This window comes from Providencia sp. PROV048 (assembly GCF_033688165.1).
Taxonomy (GTDB): Bacteria; Pseudomonadota; Gammaproteobacteria; order Enterobacterales; family Enterobacteriaceae; genus Providencia; species Providencia hangzhouensis.
On sequence record NZ_CP096360.1, the window covers coordinates 1,879,657 to 1,896,214 of the forward strand.

The window sequence follows — 16,558 nt, forward strand, 5'->3', positions numbered from 1 at the left end:
AAAATGGGTAAGAATTGATGAGTATTACGAGCGAGCCAATAGTTGCGGCTGAAAAAGCAGCGATTCAGGCTGACAACAATGTAAAACAACATTATCAAAATATGTTACGCCGTCGATTGACATGGATAGCTGTTATCGTCGCTGCGATTTTATTATCACTGGTTATTGATTTCACCTTAGGTCCTTCAGGGTTATCCCTTGAACGCTTATGGCAAACCTTAATGACCCCAGAAGCAGTTGATGCAGGAACTCGAGTCATTGTTTGGGATATCCGTCTGCCATATGCATTGATGGCCGTGGTGATTGGTATGTCATTAGGACTTGCTGGTGCTGAGATGCAGACTATCCTCAACAACCCGTTAGCGAGCCCATTTACACTAGGGGTATCTAATGCGGCGGCTTTTGGTGCCGCATTGGCGATTGTTTCAGGGATTGCAATTCCAGGCGTGCCTGACCAATGGGTGATATCAGCCAATGCCTTTATTTTTGCCCTGTTAGCCGCACTGATGTTAGACGCAGTCACTCGTTGGACGCGTGTAGCAACTTCAGGTGTCGTACTGTTTGGTATTGCGCTTGTGTTCACCTTTAATGCATTGGTTTCCATGATGCAATTCATCGCAACAGAAGATACCTTGCAGGGTTTAGTCTTTTGGACGATGGGCAGTTTATCAAAAGCGACTTGGGTAAAACTTGGGGTGATGGCATTAGTTTTCGCACTTATTTTCCCAATTGCCATGATGAGTTCATGGAAGCTAACGGCTTTAAGGTTGGGTGAGGATAGGGCGATCAGTTTCGGTATTGATGTGCGCCGTTTAAGGTTAACAACGTTATTACGCATTAGTATTTTATCGGCGCTAGCAGTGGCATTTGTCGGTCCTATTGCCTTTATTGGTTTAGTTGCGCCACATATAGCAAGGTTGATTTTTGGTGAAGATCACCGTTTTTATCTGCCTGCAAGTGCATTAATTGGGGCGTTAATTTTATCCATGGCCTCAATAGCGTCGAAGAATATTATTCCGGGTGTGATTATTCCTGTGGGTATTGTGACATCGTTAGTGGGTGTTCCGTTCTTCTTAAGTATTATTTTACGTCATCGGGGTAATGTATCATGAGTGGTTTGATTATTAACCAATTTAATGCAGGCTACCCAAAACGTGCAGTGATTGAAAACTTATCGACCGATATTTTACCCCGAGGAAAGATCACGGTATTACTTGGGCCAAATGGGAGTGGTAAATCAACATTATTACGCTCTTTAGCTGGCTTAAATAAGGCAACGGGGCAGTTATTATTGGACGGCTTGGATCTCACGCAGCAGAATTTTGCTCAACGTGCGCAAAATGTGGTGTATTTACCGCAAACATTACCTGCGGGGGTTCACTTATATGTTTTAGAGTCTGTGATTGTTGCTCAGCGTGCCTCGGGTGGTTTGAGTAATCAAAATAATAAAGACGAAGTCATGCATTTATTACGCCAACTTGGTATTGAACATTTGGCATTAAGTTATTTAGATCAACTTTCAGGTGGCCAAAAACAATTAGTCGGTTTGGCACAATCATTAATTCGTCAACCAAATTTATTATTATTGGACGAACCTTTAAGCGCTTTAGATTTAAATTATCAATATCATGTGATGGATTTAGTGGCAAAGGAAACTAAACGTCGAAATATAATTACCGTTGTGGTTGTTCATGATATTAATATTGCGTTAAGGCATGCGGAACATGTATTAATGCTTAAGCAAGGGAAACTCATCGCACAGGGAGAGCCTGCTGAGGTTATCACGCCTGAAAGCCTTGCAGAGGTTTATGGCGTGCGGGGTCGTATTGAACGTTGTTCGCAAGGTGTGCCACAAGTACTAATAGATGGGCTGGTTGATAAATTAGCAAGTTAATATAGTAATAGAATAGTGTGCTTGCAGCACTTGGCAAGCACATTAAATAAAATATAGAGGGCGCAATATTAAAAAAGCAAATCTTAATTAATAGTAATTACCCACAGGAAATTTAATTGAATTATATAATGGTTTTTACCATGAATTTCCTATGGGTATTTAAATACCCCAATAATAAAAAATATTTTTTGATTCAATGAAATCAATGTGAGCAAATCAATTCATATATAAAACAAAATATCTCTTGGAGAGTTGGGAATGGTTGTTTTTAATAAAAGAAAAGTGGCAATTAGCATTATTGCGGCTATTGCTGCGGCGCCTGCATTTGCTGATGATAGTAATGATAAAATCTATGTAACAACAGCATCAGGCTACCAACAGAAAATTGAAGATGCACCTGCGTCTATTTCTGTTGTGACGCGCGAACAACTCGAAACTAAAGCTTACCGTGATGTGACTGACGCATTAAAAGATCTTCCTGGGGTACAAGTCACAGGAGGAGGAAGTAAAGCTGATATTAGTATTCGTGGTATGGATGCTAAATACACCATGATTATGGTTGATGGAAAACGAATTGACTCACGTAGTACCCGCCCAAATAGTGACGGTTCAGGTATTGAACAAGGCTGGTTACCGCCATTACCAGCTATAGAACGCATTGAAGTGGTGCGCGGACCAATGTCTTCACTATATGGCTCTGATGCGATGGGCGGTGTCATTAATATTATTACACGTAAAGTAGGAAAAAAATGGAACGGTAGCTTGCGTGCAGATACGACAATTAACTCTCATCGAGACTCAGGGAATGAAGGACAAGGCAGTTTTTATGCATCAGGTCCATTAGTTGATGGTTTGTTGGGAATGAAAGTGAATGGAATTTATTCAAAACGTTGGGAAGATAAATTTGTTGGTGGATATAATGAGCAAAAGATAGGAGCTATTGGAACAACTCTGACATTAACGCCGGATGAATTTAACACCTTTGATTTTGATTTCAAACATGATGAACAAGAAAGAAATACAACAGCTGGAAAGTCAGGCAATTTAATTTGTACTAAAAAAGTAAATGAAATTCCAACAAAGTACCGTTGTGAAGATTCAAATGTAACATATCGTAAAAATAATTACGCATTAACACATAATGGTATTTATGATTGGGGGGCAATGGAAACATTTGTTCAACGTGACGAAACCAAAAACCCAAGCCGTAAAATGGAATATAACGATACATTGGTTAAAAACCAGACAGTCTTTAATCTTGGTGACCACACCTTAAGTATTGGTGGCCAATATCGTTATGAAGATTTGCGTGATAAAGGTAACAAATTAGCTTCGGCAGGGGGAATTGATTCGTTAACTCGTTATAGCTGGGCATTATTTGCTGAAGATGAGTGGATGATGACCAATGATTTAGCGTTAACAGGCGGCATCCGTATGGATAAGGATGAAAACTTTGGGTCACATTGGACTCCTAGATTATATGGAGTCTGGCATGCTACTGATGAGTGGATTATAAAAGGAGGGGTTTCTACGGGCTATCGCTCTCCAGAATTAAGGCAAGTTGCTCCTAATTGGGGACAAGGTACAGGTGGTGGCGGTGACCCCGCTGTTATCATCGGTAATCCAGCCTTAAAACCAGAGAAAAGTGTTACTGAAGAAATTGGTTTTATCTGGAATAACCAAGATAATTTAAATGTTGGTGTGACATTCTTTAATACAGAATTTAAAGATAAAATAATGGAAATTCGCAAGTGTACTGATTCTACGGGGGATAAACCAGGGACAGTTGCAAGTGGCGAATGTATGTATGATGGTGAAGCTTATAAATTTATTAGCAGCCGTGAAAACGTCGATAAAGCTAATCTAAGAGGGGCAGAACTGACTTTTAATTGGGATATTACCAGTGACCTCATTTTTGCCGCTAACTATACCTATTCTGATTCTGAGCAAAAAAGCGGAACATTTAAAGGAAAGCCACTGAGTCGGACACCAAAACATATGGCGAATGGTTCGTTAACTTGGCAAGCAACTGAAGACCTTCAATTGTGGAACCGTGTCAACTTTAACGGAAAAAGTAGCTCTTATCTTTCTAGAACAAGTATGAGTGAAGAAAGACCTTCTTATACGTTTGTTGACATAGGCGCTAGCTATAATATCGATAAAAATATTAATTTAGTGGCGGGTATGTACAATATCTTTGATAAGCGCTTGACTGTTGAATCAAATGATAAAGTTCTTGATGGTCGTCGTTACAACTTTGGTATCAACTACAACTTCTAATCGTATAATTAATCTCGATTAATCCAAACCCTTTGGCTTCTACCAAAGGGTTTTTTGCTGATTAAAACCATAAGAAAAAAAAGTTATAAGCAGATATGGCAAAAAGTCAGAAATAATCAAAATTTCTCATGGAAAATAGGGTGATTTGTTAACAATTTAACTTGCTATTTCGAGTTATGGCGTGCAAAATGCGCGAACTAAAAAATAACTGATGCTTAATCAAATGAAGCATCGGTTTTTTTGTTTTTAGGAACGTTCATTCTAGCGGGGCCGGACATAGAGCCGGAGAGATAATTTTAATATTTACGTGTAGCAAACATTTTTCGCTACCGATTTGAGGAATGCTTTTATGGCTTACTTTTTCGCATTCGCAGCAGGGCCAGGCGCTGGCGGCTGCCGTATCGATGACTACGGAGCTCTCGGTGGCTTCGCTCACACGCCTTTCTCCCTTTCTTCGTTTTTCTCTGCCTATAGGCAGATGCAAAGTCTTCCCAGTAACTGTCGATTAAGCCGAAGTAGTATGCAATCGAAAGTTATGGGAGGGCTTAGACGTGCAAAATAATACGCCAATTCCATTAGACATCGGTCACAATCAAACGGGTGCGAATAACCGCGTACAACTTGCAAAAACCTTAACATTGGTGCAAGTGGTAATGATTGGTATTGCATATATCCAGCCAATGACGATATTTGATACCTTCGGAATGGTATCAGATAAAACCGGTGGACATGTTCCAACTTCATACATTATTGCACTTGCTGCGATACTGTTTACTGCACTGAGCTACGGTAAATTGGTGAAACGTTTCCCATCAGCCGGTTCAGCGTACACTTACGCCCAAAAATCAATGAGCCCACATATTGGCTTCTTGGTGGGTTGGACATCCTTGCTGTCCTATATTTTTATGCCAATGATCAACATCTTATTGGCTAAAATTTATTTACAAGATATTTTCCCTAATGTAGAACCTGCAATCTTCGTTGTTGGGCTGGTTATTTTAATGACTGCAGCCAACTTACGTGGGATTAACGTGATTGCAAACTTAAGTACCGTCATTGCCATCATTCAAGTGGGTGTCATGGTGGTGTTTACGGGGCTTGTGATCCACGGTGTTTCTAACGGTGAAGGAACGGGAGAAATTTGGACATTTAACCCATTTGCTAATGAAAAAACCGAAGTGATCCCGCTTATTGCTGGGGCAACAATCCTTTGTTTCTCATTCTTAGGTTTTGACGGATTAAGCTCACTGTCAGAAGAAACACCCAATGCAGGTAAAGTGATCCCACGTGCTATTTTCTTAACCGCGTTAATCGGTGGAATTATTTTTATTACTGTGTCTTTCTTCTTACAGCAATACTTCCCTGATGTCTCACGTTTTAAGAATATTAATGAAACACAGCCAGATATTATGCGTTTTGTTGCTGGCGCATTCTTCCAGTCAATCATTCTGGTTTTCTCATGTGTTACGGTATTAGCGTCAGGTATGGCGGCTCACGCAGGTAGCGCACGTTTAATGTACGTTATGGGGCGTGATGGGGTATTCCCAGAAAAAGTATTTGGTTATGTAAGCCCAACATGGCGTACTCCGGCATACAACGTATTAATGGTTGGTCTCTTGGCATTAGGCGCTATCTGGTTTGAAATGGATTTTGCAACCGCGTTAATTAACTTTGGTGCGTTAATCGCGTTTACCTTTGTTAATATTTCGGTTATCAGCCAATTCTTTATTCGTGAACGCCGTATGACAGGGTTCAAAAATATCCTGAATTACTTGATTTTGCCTGTTATTGGTACACTGACAGTGTGTGTGTTATGGCTGAATATCGAAGAAGACTCAATGGTTTACGGGTTGGTTTGGACGGCAGTTGGCTTGGTCTATATGGCTGTACTGACACGTATGTTTAAGCGGCCTATGCCGCAAATGAGCGACGTCTAGCTATATTCTTCATAATTTTGCGCTATAGCTGCGTTATTCTTCATATTTCGCGCCGTAGCTGCGTTGCGTTCTCAAAACGATCATGGGTCACATACTTATGTATACTCCCCATGCTCGTTTTGCTCGGCGCCTTGCTACAACACGAACTATTTTGAATATGTCCAGAATTAGATTCAAAAATAGCGCCTTGAGGCGCTATTTTTTTACCCGTTAAGAATTATTTAAGATAAAGCGTGTAGCCTATTAACATCATAATATTATGTGATATTGTTGTTACAACACATAATGCAGAACTATGATAATCACGAATTCGATTAATAAGGCACACAAATGAATGATGCAAAGAAACCTGAGAATCAACGGTTATTACTGACGCTTAGGAATATTGTTGGCAAAAAAAATATTTTAACAGAGCCACATAAAACAGAACGTTATCGTAAAGGCTTCCGCTCTGGTATGGGGGATGCAATCGCGGTTGTATTTCCAACAACATTGCTCGAACAGTGGTATGTTTTCAAGGCGTGTGTTGAAGCGGACAAAATTGTCCTAATGCAAGCGGCGAATACCGGGTTAACCGAAGGGTCAACACCGAGCGGTTATGACTATGACCGCGATATCGTCATTATTAGTACGTTGAAATTAAACCAAATTCAAGTTTTACCGGAATTTAACCAAGTCGTTGCGATGCCGGGGAGTACTTTGTACGACTTGGAGAAAATCTTAAAACCATTAGGGCGTGAACCGCACTCTTTGATTGGCTCTTCTTGTATTGGAGCTTCAGTTGTGGGTGGTATTTGTAATAGTTCTGGCGGTTCATTAGTGCGTAGAGGCCCCGCCTATACTGAGCTTGCTCTTTATGGCCGAGTCAGTGACGATGGAAAAGTGGAGCTTGTCAATCACCTAGGTATTGATTTAGGTAACACACCAGAAGAAATCCTGACGAATTTACAAAATCGTGGCTATAGTAGTGAAGACGTACAAGTTAGCGATAAACTCGCTTCTGACCATGAGTATGCAGAGCGCGTTCGTGATGTCGATGCCGATACACCATCACGCTTTAACGCAGATGAACGTCGTCTATTTGAAGCATCAGGGTGCGCAGGAAAATTAGCCGTGTTTGCGGTTCGTTTAGATACCTTCCCAGCCGATAAAAAAACACAGGTATTTTATATCGGTTCAAATAACCCTGACGTTTTGGAAGATATACGCCGTTATATTTTAAGTGAATTTAAAAACCTGCCAGTTGCAGGTGAATATATGCACCGTGGTTGCTTCGATATAGCAGAAGTTTATGGTAAAGATACCTTTTTAATGATTGATAAATTTGGTACTGACAAAATGCCAATGTTTTTCACTATTAAAGGGCGTATTGATGCAGTATTAAATAAAGTCCCATTCCTGCCATCAAATCTGATCGACCGTACTATGCAGGTTCTCAGTAAATTATGGCCTTCCCATTTACCACCACGTATGAAAGAGTTTCGTGATCGTTATGAACACCATTTAATGTTAAAAATGGCCGGAGATGGCATTGATGAGGCTAAAGTTTGGCTAAAATCTTATTTTGCAAGCGCCGATGGCGGCTATTTTAAATGTACACCAGAAGAGGGAGCAAAAGCATTTTTACATCGTTTTGCTGCTGCGGGTTCTGCGGTTCGTTATCACGCTGTTCATAATAAAGATGTGGAAGATGTATTACCTCTCGACATTGCTTTACGCCGCAATGATAGAAATTGGTTTGAAACGTTACCACCAGAAATTGAAAAGCTATTAGTTCATAAATTATACTGCGGTCATTTTATGTGCCATGTTATGCACCAAGACTATGTCTTGAAAAAAGGCGTTGACCCGAAAGAACTAAAAGAAAAAATGTTAGCTTTATTAGATGAACGAGGGGCTCAATATCCTGCGGAACATAACGTAGGGCATTTATATAAAGCCCCTGAACAGTTGAAATCGTTCTATAAGCAATCTGACCCTACAAATACAATGAACCCCGGTTTAGGTAAAACAACTAAACGCAAAAATTGGGAAGGGGATTGTGGCTGCGCTCATACTCATGATCATTAATGAACGCGTCATATAAATAACAAAAGGCAGGTATTGGGAAACGTTTCAATATCTGCCTTTTTTATTACTAAATTAACTAGCGAGATCTCTCGCATAGCTAATCAATGCTTTTAATTGCTGGCAACGCTTTTCATCATGTTGATGCTCTACAAGTAATAGCTGTATTTGTTGCATATATTCTGTTAAACGCTCTTCATTAAAGTAGTCTCTACGGTGCTGTAACCAGCGCTGCTGCTCATCATAAGATAAGGTTGCAGGGTAATTACGTGCTTTATAGCGAAAGAAAAGTTCTTTCATGCGCTTATCTTCAAAACTTAAATCTAATGCAGGTAAGTTCTGTGGGGAAGTTTCACGAATAATATCCATCGTTGAGCGGTCAGAAGGACTGAAAAAACCATTATAAATTTGTGTATCGACATCATCTGACTCTGCAAATATTTGAGGCTCGCTAAATAACTCAATTAGTTTATTACGAATTTCAGGGTGCTTGCGTAAGGTTTCCAGATTACGCATACACAAGTCACGGTCAACACCTGTTCGCTGTGCATCTTCTGGCCGCAGTGTTTTTTCTGGCGCTAGAATTGGGCATTTATTAATATGAACTAATTTTACAGGAACGGGAGAAGCGCCCGCCAATTCAGCTTTAGGCGTATATAATCGGGTACGTAATTGTTGAACGTCTAACTCAATTAATGGTGAGATATCGGCAGATAAATCGCACATAATAACGGCATTTTTGTTATCGGGATGCCAAGCAAGTGGAGCGACTAAACTGACATAAGAGCGCAATGCGCCAAACATACCAGAGACATGAACTAATGGTGTTATTTCTACAATATCAATAAGTTGACTTATTTTATTTTTATTTCTTAACTGATAAAAGTAATCGAACATTCGCGGTTGAGCGGCTTTCAACAGTTTTGCCATATTTATAGTCGCTAAAACGTCAGACATTGCATCATGTGCATTTTCATGAGCAACCCCATTTGCTTTGGTCAAATGTTCTAAACGCATACTCGGTAAACCATCTTCATTTTCTGGCCATTGAATACCTTCAGGGCGAAGCGCAAAACAGGCACGCAAAGTGTCGAGTAAATCCCAACGCGAATTTCCTTGTTGCCAACTATATGCATATGGGTCGTAAAAATTTCGGTAAAAAATATTACGCGTAACTTCATCATCGAAACGAATATTGTTGTAGCCCATAATACAGGTATTAGGGACACTAAAAGCCGCATGAATTCGTTTAGCAAACTCGGCTTCATTTATGCCTTGAGATAATGCGACTTGCGGGGTGATCCCAGTGATCATGACGGCTTCAGGTTGCGGTAAATAGTCATCAGCCGGAGCACAATAAAAAACTTCGGGTTCTTCAATGATATTAAAATCAAGGTCAGTGCGAACGCCTGCAAACTGTGCAGGCCTATCGAGAGCAGGGCGCTTACCAAAGGTTTCATAGTCATGAATAAAAAAGGTCGGTTGTTTTTTATTATCTTGCAACGTTTTCACCATTTTGATGATTATATAGTAGATTGATAGTGGTTAATTTATTGCTATTCACTATACCTTGTTGATTAATGATACCTTATCTACCGTAAAAGCTAAACTAAGGCTATCTGATATTGAGTGGGTGAGATTGAGAGCCGCATAACTTGGATGATTTGATGAAATCTTTTACCCAGAAGTCATTCGTCATTAATTTGCGAGAGTATATCGTGATTGATATCACATATATCAATTGTTAACGTTAACATTAGTGATTAACATCACAATTAACAGGCTATTTTGTGGTTTGAAATTAATGTTAACCTTAACATTTCATCAAGATAATTTTTGATAGGTGATGAAATATGAATCGTGGCTCAAGAAAGTATTATGCCTCTTTGAGTGCATTATTGTTTTTTTTCTTTTTCACGTGGTCATCAACGTTTTCTGTCGTCGCAATCTGGCTGCGTAAATATGTTGGCTTGGATGGTGCGGATACAGGATTTATTTTCTCTTGTATTTCGATTGTGGCACTTTGCGCACAGCCACTCTATGGGTTTATGCAAGATAAATTAGGATTACGAAAAAATTTACTGTTATTTATTGCAGTTCTACTGATTTCATCTGGGCCATTTTTTATGGTTTTCGGTACGTTGCTAAGATGGAATGTGTTTTTGGGTAGTGTTATTGGTGGTTTGTTTATTGGCATGACTTTTCATGCGGGCATTGGTGTACTTGAATCTTATACAGAGCGAGTTAGCCGATTACGTAATTTTGAATATGGAAAAGCGAGGATGTGGGGCTCATTGGGTTGGGCGACTGCAACGTTTTTTGCTGGGCGTAATATTAACCTGAACCCTGATTACAATTTTATTATGGCAACCGTTTCAGGCTTATTATTTTTAGTTATTTTATTGAATTTAAAAACGGCAAACGCAGATGCCTATAATAGCCTTGAACATGGTAAACCTTCAGCCATCACTGTGAAAGATGCTTTGCAATTGTTTGTACAGCCCCATTTTTGGGCTTTGATATTGTTTGTATTAGGTACCTGTATATACAGTGTGTATGACCAGCAATTTATGGTGTATTTTGCCCATCAGTTTCAAAGTGAGCAATTAGGTAATGAGATGTACGGTTATCTAAATTCATTGCAGGTTTTCTTGGAGGCAGGAGGCATGTTTTTAGCACCATTTATCGTCAACCGAATTGGTGCTAAAAATGGGTTGTTGTTTGCGAGTTCTGTCATGGCGCTACGCATTATTGGTTCAGGGTTAGTTGATGGCGCGATTATGATATCGATAATGAAATTACTGCATGCCGTTGAGCTCCCGATTCTGTTAGTCGCGATTTTTAAATATAACAGCCTTCATTTCGATAAACGTTTGTCATCGACACTTTATTTGGTTGGCTTTAGTTGCATGAGCTCTGTCGTTGCAAGTATTTTATCGCCATTAGCGGGTTGGGGGTATGATAAAATTGGTTTTGCTGATACCTATCTGGTCATGGGGATATTTGTTATTATTACGACGATATTATCTGCATTTTGTCTCAGAGGTGATGGGGCAGGTCATCAAGAAATCAGAGAAAAAGATCAAACAAATAAATGTAATCAAGATCACTCCGAAAATTTGGTCGTTAAAGTATAAAGTGAAATCAATTTTCAGCGGAATAATTTGATAAATATGCGAAACGGGCTTGTAACTCAATAGGATTAGATTGTATTGTGTTAATAGATAATGCGTTTTGAATATTGACTAGAGGGTTTTAAACATGGACAACGCTAACAAGCCGTCTTTCCAAAATGTTCTGGAATTTGTGCGTATGTTTCGTCGCAAAAATAAAATTCGTCGTGAAATCACCGACAATGAGAAAAAAATTCGTGATAACCAGAAGCGTGTTTTGCTGCTGGATAACTTGAGTGAATATATAAAACCAGGTATGTCGATTGAAGATATTCAGGCAATTATTGCGAATATGCGTAGTGATTATGATGATCGTGTTGATGATTATATTATCAAGAACGCTGAACTCTCCAAAGAACGTCGTGAAATATCGAAAAAGCTCAAAGAGATGGGTGAATTACCGCGTATTGATGTGAAATAATTACCACGTAAAGCCGAGGTCATCTCGGCTTTATTGTTTTTGACTTGAGTTGATAGATAGCATTGACCGCACGTAGTGATTATAAATTTAATCTATTAACTTGTTTGATTAATGCGGTTGCTAACCTTTCCATTTCATTTTCTGCAATAAATCCCATCGTCACTGCTGCTGCGACAAGCTGGCCTTCGCCATTAAATACAGGACAAGCAATAGATTGCGCTCCGGGAATTCCTTCAGTTGGTTGGTAACGGATGGCATAGCCTTGTTGGATAACTTTATTAATTTCGTCTTGTGAATAGGAATTGGAGCCAAATTGGTTATCAAATGCAGAATAAATCAGCCCAGCTGCACTTTTTACGACAGGCAATGGCGTGTTAGGTAAAAAGTCAATTTCAATATTTTTGAAGCTACGATTATATTTCACTAAAGACAGTGCCTTTCCTAGACGCGTGGCTATGCCTGTTGAAACGTTTTGTTCATCGCGAAATTGAATCAAATTATTGTTAATGGCGTCGATGTATGAGTCTTCAGGTTTAACAAAATTAGCTAAGAAGGTTAAATTGCGGCCTAAACCATAACGGCTAGTTTGAGTATCTTGGTACAGCATTTGTGTACGGCACAGTGAAACCAAATATTTATGTAGACGGCTTTTTGATATCTCACAACCTTTTGAAATATCCGCTGCACGAGCAATGCCCCCATTTTGAGCAATATAATTTAAAATGCTTACGGCTATATCAACAGAATTAACACCTTGCAGAGTAGACATACATAAACCTCAGTTTAACAAGTCCTGAAATTTTACCATGAGTTGCCTTGCGCTGCTAACGAACCAATAACGCGGAAGAATAATCCGAAAGCGGTAGCACCTTATTACCTATAAATAGATAGAATTATTGATGCTACTCAAGTTCACCTTTGGTGAATGGCGTATATATATAGTGTACTTATAAAGGCAATGTCGAGGTTTACTATAATGAAAACGATAAATTCACTACGTTTGAAACGCCGAACTCTACTCAAAGGGCTTGGCGTTGTAGGGTTGGCGAGTATCGCCCCCTGTTCTTATGCACAAGGAAACAGCAATCAACCCTTACCGAAGGTGCGACTCAAACTGTCGGACTACAAAACATTTCGGTCAACTTGTGCAATGGAGTGTTTGCATTGCAACCTAACCGCATATACCTACCAAGGTAAGCTGATGAAAATTCAGGCGACGGAAGGGTTTAATGTCAAATGTTGCTTGCGAGGTATGAGCCGAACTAAATGGGTCTATCATGATCAACGCATCAAAACACCGTTACTACGAGTAGGCGAAAAAGGTAAAGCTGAATTCAAACCGATAAGTTGGGATGAGGCGCTGGATCTTATTGAAAAAAATATTAGAGAGACCATTGATAAATATGGTAATGAAGGGTTGTTTATTTCCACTCATGCCGGAAATATGGACTCGATTAAAAATGATATGGGGAAGGCTTTCTTTGATTATTTAGGCGGGTCAACGAAACAAGCGGGTTCACTTTGTTGCTCTGCTGTAACAGCTGCGATGATCCCGATGCTCGGCCTGAGGTATGCAGATACCCGCGATACGATAGCGGATAGCCGTTATATCCTGTGTTGGGGCAATAACCCAGCTGTTACGATGCAAGCCTATTTTAAAAATTATAACCAAGCGAGAAGAAATGGCGCTCGATTAGTGGTGATTGATCCGCGTTTTAGTGAAACAGCTGCAAAAGCGGACGAGTGGATACCTATTATTCCAGGGACAGATACCGCGCTTGCTTTAGGTATGATTAAAATTATTATTGAAGAAAACCGGATAGATGAAAATTTCTTGAGGGCTCATACTGGCGCGGTTTATTTGGTCGATGCGAATCAAAAACAAGTCAGGCAAAACAAAGATGATGAGGACAGCTATTTAGTTTTCGACACATTAAGCAGACAATTAGTTCGTCATGATTCATCGGGCATTAAACCAGCACTTTTTCAACATGAACTTCCAGAGGATTTGAATTACACCACTGTTTTTGAACAAATTTACCAGCAAGCAAAAGGTTGGGATATTGCCCGGGTCAGTGAAGAAACGGATGTTCCAACGGAAACTATTGTACGTCTTGCTCGGGATTACTCATCAATAACTCCTTCAATGATTGTGCAAAACATGTCAGGAGCACAACGAACCGAACATGGCGCTTATGTCGCAGGAAGCCAGTTCTATCTCGCCTTATTGACTGGAAATATAGGTAAACGAGGGGCGGGTGTTTGTGATGCTGGCGGAGCTCGGCAAATGGCTAATTTTAGCCCAATAGTGCCACCGGCGCCGAATGTGAAAAACATTCCTCCCATTCCTGTAGCGAAAGTTGGCGATTTTATCGTCAATGAAAAGCCACATCCGATTAATTTCTGGTGGATTATGACGATGGGGGTTATGACCCAATTGCCGAATACCAACAAGGTTCGCGAAGCACTAAAGAAAGTTCCATTTGTTGTGGTAGCCGATAACCTCATGAGCTCAACAGCCTTATATGCTGATTTAGTTTTACCGGTGACCACTATTTTTGAAGATACCAGTTTGATGGCGGGCGTTCGTAGCCAATATGTCCAATTAATGGAAAAGGCGGTTGAGCCAGCAGGTGAAGCAAAACCCGACTATTGGATTTTCGCCCGATTAGCAGAACGTTTCGGGTTTGGTGACGTATTTAATAAGCCAATAGAGCACTATATTGATGCCTGTTTAGTCGGCTCTGGTATCACTCGCCAAATGTTAGAAAAAGGGCCAGTACGCCCAGTCGAAGGGGATTGGATACCGTTCAAAGATGGTGTGTTTAGGACATCAACCAAAAAAGCACACTTATTTGTTGAAGATTGGCAAAAGAAAAATTTTTCACCTGTCGTCGCTTACTACCAAGTGACCGAGTCTGTTAAAGGTTCACCTGAATTAGCCAAAAAGTATCCTTTGATGGCGGTTCAGCGCAAGTTAGCGCGTAGTGTGCATTCAAGTCATGGAATGAATGAATGGATCCTTGAAGTACAACGAAACCAGCCGAATGTCTTGATTCACCCTGAAGATGCTAAATCCAGAGGTATTAAGAATGGGGAATGGGCAATCACCTTTAATGACCGAGGAGAACACCGAGCCATTGCTGTCGTGACAACGCATATTAAAAAAGGCGTAATTTCACTGGATAACGGCTGGTGGGAACAACAGGGGGGGAGCAGCAGTCATGTCACGAATGACCAAGTTGAACATTTGGGAACGGGACACTGCTGTAATAGTACGTTAGTTGATGTAAGAAGGGAGGCTTAATCATGGTCAAGCAATATGGTTTCTTAATAAATACAAAAGATTGCTATGGTTGTCGCACTTGTTCAATGGCTTGTAAATCTGAGAATGTGACCCCGCCGGGCGTCTTGTGGCGTCGAGTTCGTGAATTCAATGATGATTCACCGAATACTCAAGCATTTATTACGATGTCTTGTAACCATTGTGATGACCCACAGTGTTTAAAAGTTTGCCCAGCAGACACCTATACCAAACGGGCGGACGGTATTGTCGTTCAAGATCATGAGAAATGTATTGGTTGCCAGATGTGTATTATGGCTTGTCCATATCATGCTCCTGTCTTTGACCCAGCAGAAGGGAAAACCAGCAAGTGTAATATGTGTGCGGAACGGTTAGATGAAGGCCTACTGCCAAGGTGTGTGGAGTCTTGCCCTACGGGTGCCATTGAGTTTGGTGATATCACTGAACTACGTAAAAAGCACACGACGAACTGGGCGGTACTAGAACAGCGTTACAACATGCCCGATCACACAATCAGTCATCCAAATATTGTGATCATTGGGATGGAGGATTAATTATGGATATTAAACATATGGAACTCCCACTAGTATTTTTTACAGTGATGAGCCAATGGGGGATTGGTGCTGTTCTCGCATTAACCATTTACCAAATGAAAGCCTGTCAGGGCTCCTTATTATCAGGCTCTGTATTACGTCGCGCAGTGCTATTGATATGGCTGATTGAAGTTATTGGTTCATCGATGTCAATGGGGCATTTAGGTGTGCCTCTCGAAGCATACCGTTCCGTTCTGGGGCTAAGTCATTCATGGCTAAGTCGCGAGGCTGTGGCATTTGTATTATTAAATGGTGTTATCACTTTGTGGGCTCTATCTTGCTGGTTGCAACCCACAGTAAACACGCGCAATACGATATTAGGCTGGATCAGTGGGATTGGTGGATTAGCCGCTATACTTGTCACAGCACAAGTCTATTATCAAATGGTTGCTCACCCATTATGGCATACACCGGCAACCCAAATCGCGTTTATAGGCAGTGCAATTGTCCTTGGTTTTAGTCTAGTAGCCTTATTTGTTATTGGGCAAGGCAAGTTATTACCCTCGACCATTAAAGTTGGCGTGCTGATAGGCGTTGCATTGGTATTAATTGCACAGATTATTCGCTTACAATTACCTGCAAGCCAAGGCGGGAGCTACTTGCTATGGTGGCAAGTAGTGATGAGTATGATATTGCCTTGCATTATGGCGGTAAAAGTATACAAGGAACGACCATCCGCCGTCTTACTTGTATTGATAATGTTGGCGATGTTTAGCGGAGAGTTGGCCGGTCGTGCATTGTTTTATGGGGCGGTTATGATCCAAGCTCCTTGGTTCTAAAAATCCTCGTCATATTTCGGCCTGTCGCGTTGTTGGCTTCACACACTCGCCCTAGTCACATACTTATATATGCTCCTAGGGCCTCGTTTAGCTTGCCGCCTAGCGACAGA

13 protein-coding genes are annotated in these 16,558 nt (G+C 40.6%); 11 read left to right on the plus strand and 2 right to left on the minus strand.

The window, feature by feature from the left end; genetic code table 11:
• Nucleotides 1–17 precede the first annotated feature (17 nt).
• The 6 genes from M1F26_RS08130 to dld all read left to right on the plus strand — a co-directional run bounded on the left by M1F26_RS08130 (nt 18) and on the right by dld (nt 8,181).
• A complete protein-coding gene (locus tag M1F26_RS08130) occupies nt 18–1,112 on the plus strand; it encodes a FecCD family ABC transporter permease (protein ID WP_094960414.1) in 1,095 nt (364 codons plus the stop codon).
• Complete coding sequence (locus M1F26_RS08135; RefSeq protein WP_094301210.1) at nt 1,106–1,894, plus strand: ABC transporter ATP-binding protein; 789 nt, start codon at nt 1,106–1,108, stop codon at nt 1,892–1,894. The genes M1F26_RS08130 and M1F26_RS08135 overlap by 7 nt, the downstream gene beginning before the upstream one ends.
• Before the next feature lie 258 nt (nt 1,895–2,152).
• Nucleotides 2,153–4,174, plus strand: a complete 2,022-nt coding sequence (locus M1F26_RS08140) for a ligand-gated channel protein (protein ID WP_140172541.1) — start codon at nt 2,153–2,155, stop codon at nt 4,172–4,174.
• Between the two features lie 349 nt (nt 4,175–4,523).
• Entirely contained in the window at nt 4,524–4,736 is a 213-nt protein-coding gene (locus tag M1F26_RS08145) for a hypothetical protein (protein WP_004253162.1), read from the plus strand.
• On the plus strand, nt 4,726–6,111 hold the full coding sequence (locus tag M1F26_RS08150; protein ID WP_140172540.1) for an APC family permease: 1,386 nt from the start codon (nt 4,726–4,728) through the stop codon (nt 6,109–6,111). Before M1F26_RS08145 ends, M1F26_RS08150 begins: the two co-directional genes overlap by 11 nt.
• A 330-nt stretch (nt 6,112–6,441) precedes the next feature.
• Nucleotides 6,442–8,181, plus strand: coding sequence for a D-lactate dehydrogenase (gene dld / locus M1F26_RS08155; protein ID WP_140172539.1), 1,740 nt, complete (start codon nt 6,442–6,444; stop codon nt 8,179–8,181).
• A 72-nt stretch (nt 8,182–8,253) separates the two neighbouring features.
• On the opposite strand, the gene sbcB is transcribed toward dld, so the two are convergent.
• Nucleotides 8,254–9,681 carry an exodeoxyribonuclease I gene (gene sbcB, locus M1F26_RS08160; protein WP_140172538.1) on the minus strand — a complete coding sequence of 476 codons (1,428 nt, stop codon included), beginning with the start codon at nt 9,679–9,681 and terminating at the stop codon, nt 8,254–8,256.
• 350 nt (nt 9,682–10,031) lie between these two features.
• On the opposite strand from sbcB, the gene M1F26_RS08165 reads away from it, so the two are divergent.
• Both M1F26_RS08165 and tmaR read left to right on the plus strand, forming a co-directional pair.
• On the plus strand, nt 10,032–11,315 hold the full coding sequence (locus M1F26_RS08165; protein WP_004911868.1) for an MFS transporter: 1,284 nt from the start codon (nt 10,032–10,034) through the stop codon (nt 11,313–11,315).
• 124 nt (nt 11,316–11,439) lie between these two features.
• The gene (tmaR, locus tag M1F26_RS08170; protein WP_004253179.1) at nt 11,440–11,772 is read left to right on the plus strand and encodes a PTS system regulator TmaR; all 333 of its coding nucleotides are present in this window, start codon (nt 11,440–11,442) and stop codon (nt 11,770–11,772) included.
• Between the two features lie 79 nt (nt 11,773–11,851).
• Here tmaR and M1F26_RS08175 read toward each other — a convergent pair whose 3' ends face one another.
• The gene (locus M1F26_RS08175; protein WP_004911864.1) at nt 11,852–12,541 is read right to left on the minus strand and encodes a helix-turn-helix domain-containing protein; all 690 of its coding nucleotides are present in this window, start codon (nt 12,539–12,541) and stop codon (nt 11,852–11,854) included.
• 207 nt (nt 12,542–12,748) lie between these two features.
• On the opposite strand from M1F26_RS08175, the gene M1F26_RS08180 reads away from it, so the two are divergent.
• The 3 genes from M1F26_RS08180 to M1F26_RS08190 are packed head-to-tail and all read left to right on the plus strand — an operon-like array spanning nt 12,749 to nt 16,448.
• Entirely contained in the window at nt 12,749–15,079 is a 2,331-nt protein-coding gene (locus M1F26_RS08180) for a molybdopterin-dependent oxidoreductase (protein ID WP_140172537.1), read from the plus strand.
• Nucleotides 15,080–15,081: 2 nt separating this feature from the next.
• Nucleotides 15,082–15,630, plus strand: coding sequence for a 4Fe-4S dicluster domain-containing protein (locus tag M1F26_RS08185; protein WP_004911860.1), 549 nt, complete (start codon nt 15,082–15,084; stop codon nt 15,628–15,630).
• A 2-nt stretch (nt 15,631–15,632) separates the two neighbouring features.
• Nucleotides 15,633–16,448 (plus strand): dimethyl sulfoxide reductase anchor subunit family protein, encoded by an 816-nt coding sequence (locus M1F26_RS08190; RefSeq protein WP_140172536.1) that lies wholly within the window; start codon nt 15,633–15,635, stop codon nt 16,446–16,448.
• The last annotated feature ends 110 nt before the right edge of the window (nt 16,449–16,558 follow it).

What these genes read in the sequence shown, in the direction of transcription:
- tmaR (WP_004253179.1), top strand. Translation starts at nt 11,440, where the DNA reads ATGGACAACGCTAACAAGCCGTCTTTCCAAAATGTTCTGGAATTTGTG.
- M1F26_RS08130 (WP_094960414.1), top strand. Translation starts at nt 18, where the DNA reads ATGAGTATTACGAGCGAGCCAATAGTTGCGGCTGAAAAAGCAGCGATT.
- M1F26_RS08145 (WP_004253162.1), top strand. Translation starts at nt 4,524, where the DNA reads ATGGCTTACTTTTTCGCATTCGCAGCAGGGCCAGGCGCTGGCGGCTGC.
- M1F26_RS08185 (WP_004911860.1), top strand. Translation starts at nt 15,082, where the DNA reads ATGGTCAAGCAATATGGTTTCTTAATAAATACAAAAGATTGCTATGGT.
- M1F26_RS08190 (WP_140172536.1), top strand. Translation starts at nt 15,633, where the DNA reads ATGGATATTAAACATATGGAACTCCCACTAGTATTTTTTACAGTGATG.
- M1F26_RS08165 (WP_004911868.1), top strand. Translation starts at nt 10,032, where the DNA reads ATGAATCGTGGCTCAAGAAAGTATTATGCCTCTTTGAGTGCATTATTG.
- M1F26_RS08175 (WP_004911864.1), bottom strand. Translation starts at nt 12,541, where the DNA reads ATGTCTACTCTGCAAGGTGTTAATTCTGTTGATATAGCCGTAAGCATT.
- M1F26_RS08140 (WP_140172541.1), top strand. Translation starts at nt 2,153, where the DNA reads ATGGTTGTTTTTAATAAAAGAAAAGTGGCAATTAGCATTATTGCGGCT.
- dld (WP_140172539.1), top strand. Translation starts at nt 6,442, where the DNA reads ATGAATGATGCAAAGAAACCTGAGAATCAACGGTTATTACTGACGCTT.
- M1F26_RS08180 (WP_140172537.1), top strand. Translation starts at nt 12,749, where the DNA reads ATGAAAACGATAAATTCACTACGTTTGAAACGCCGAACTCTACTCAAA.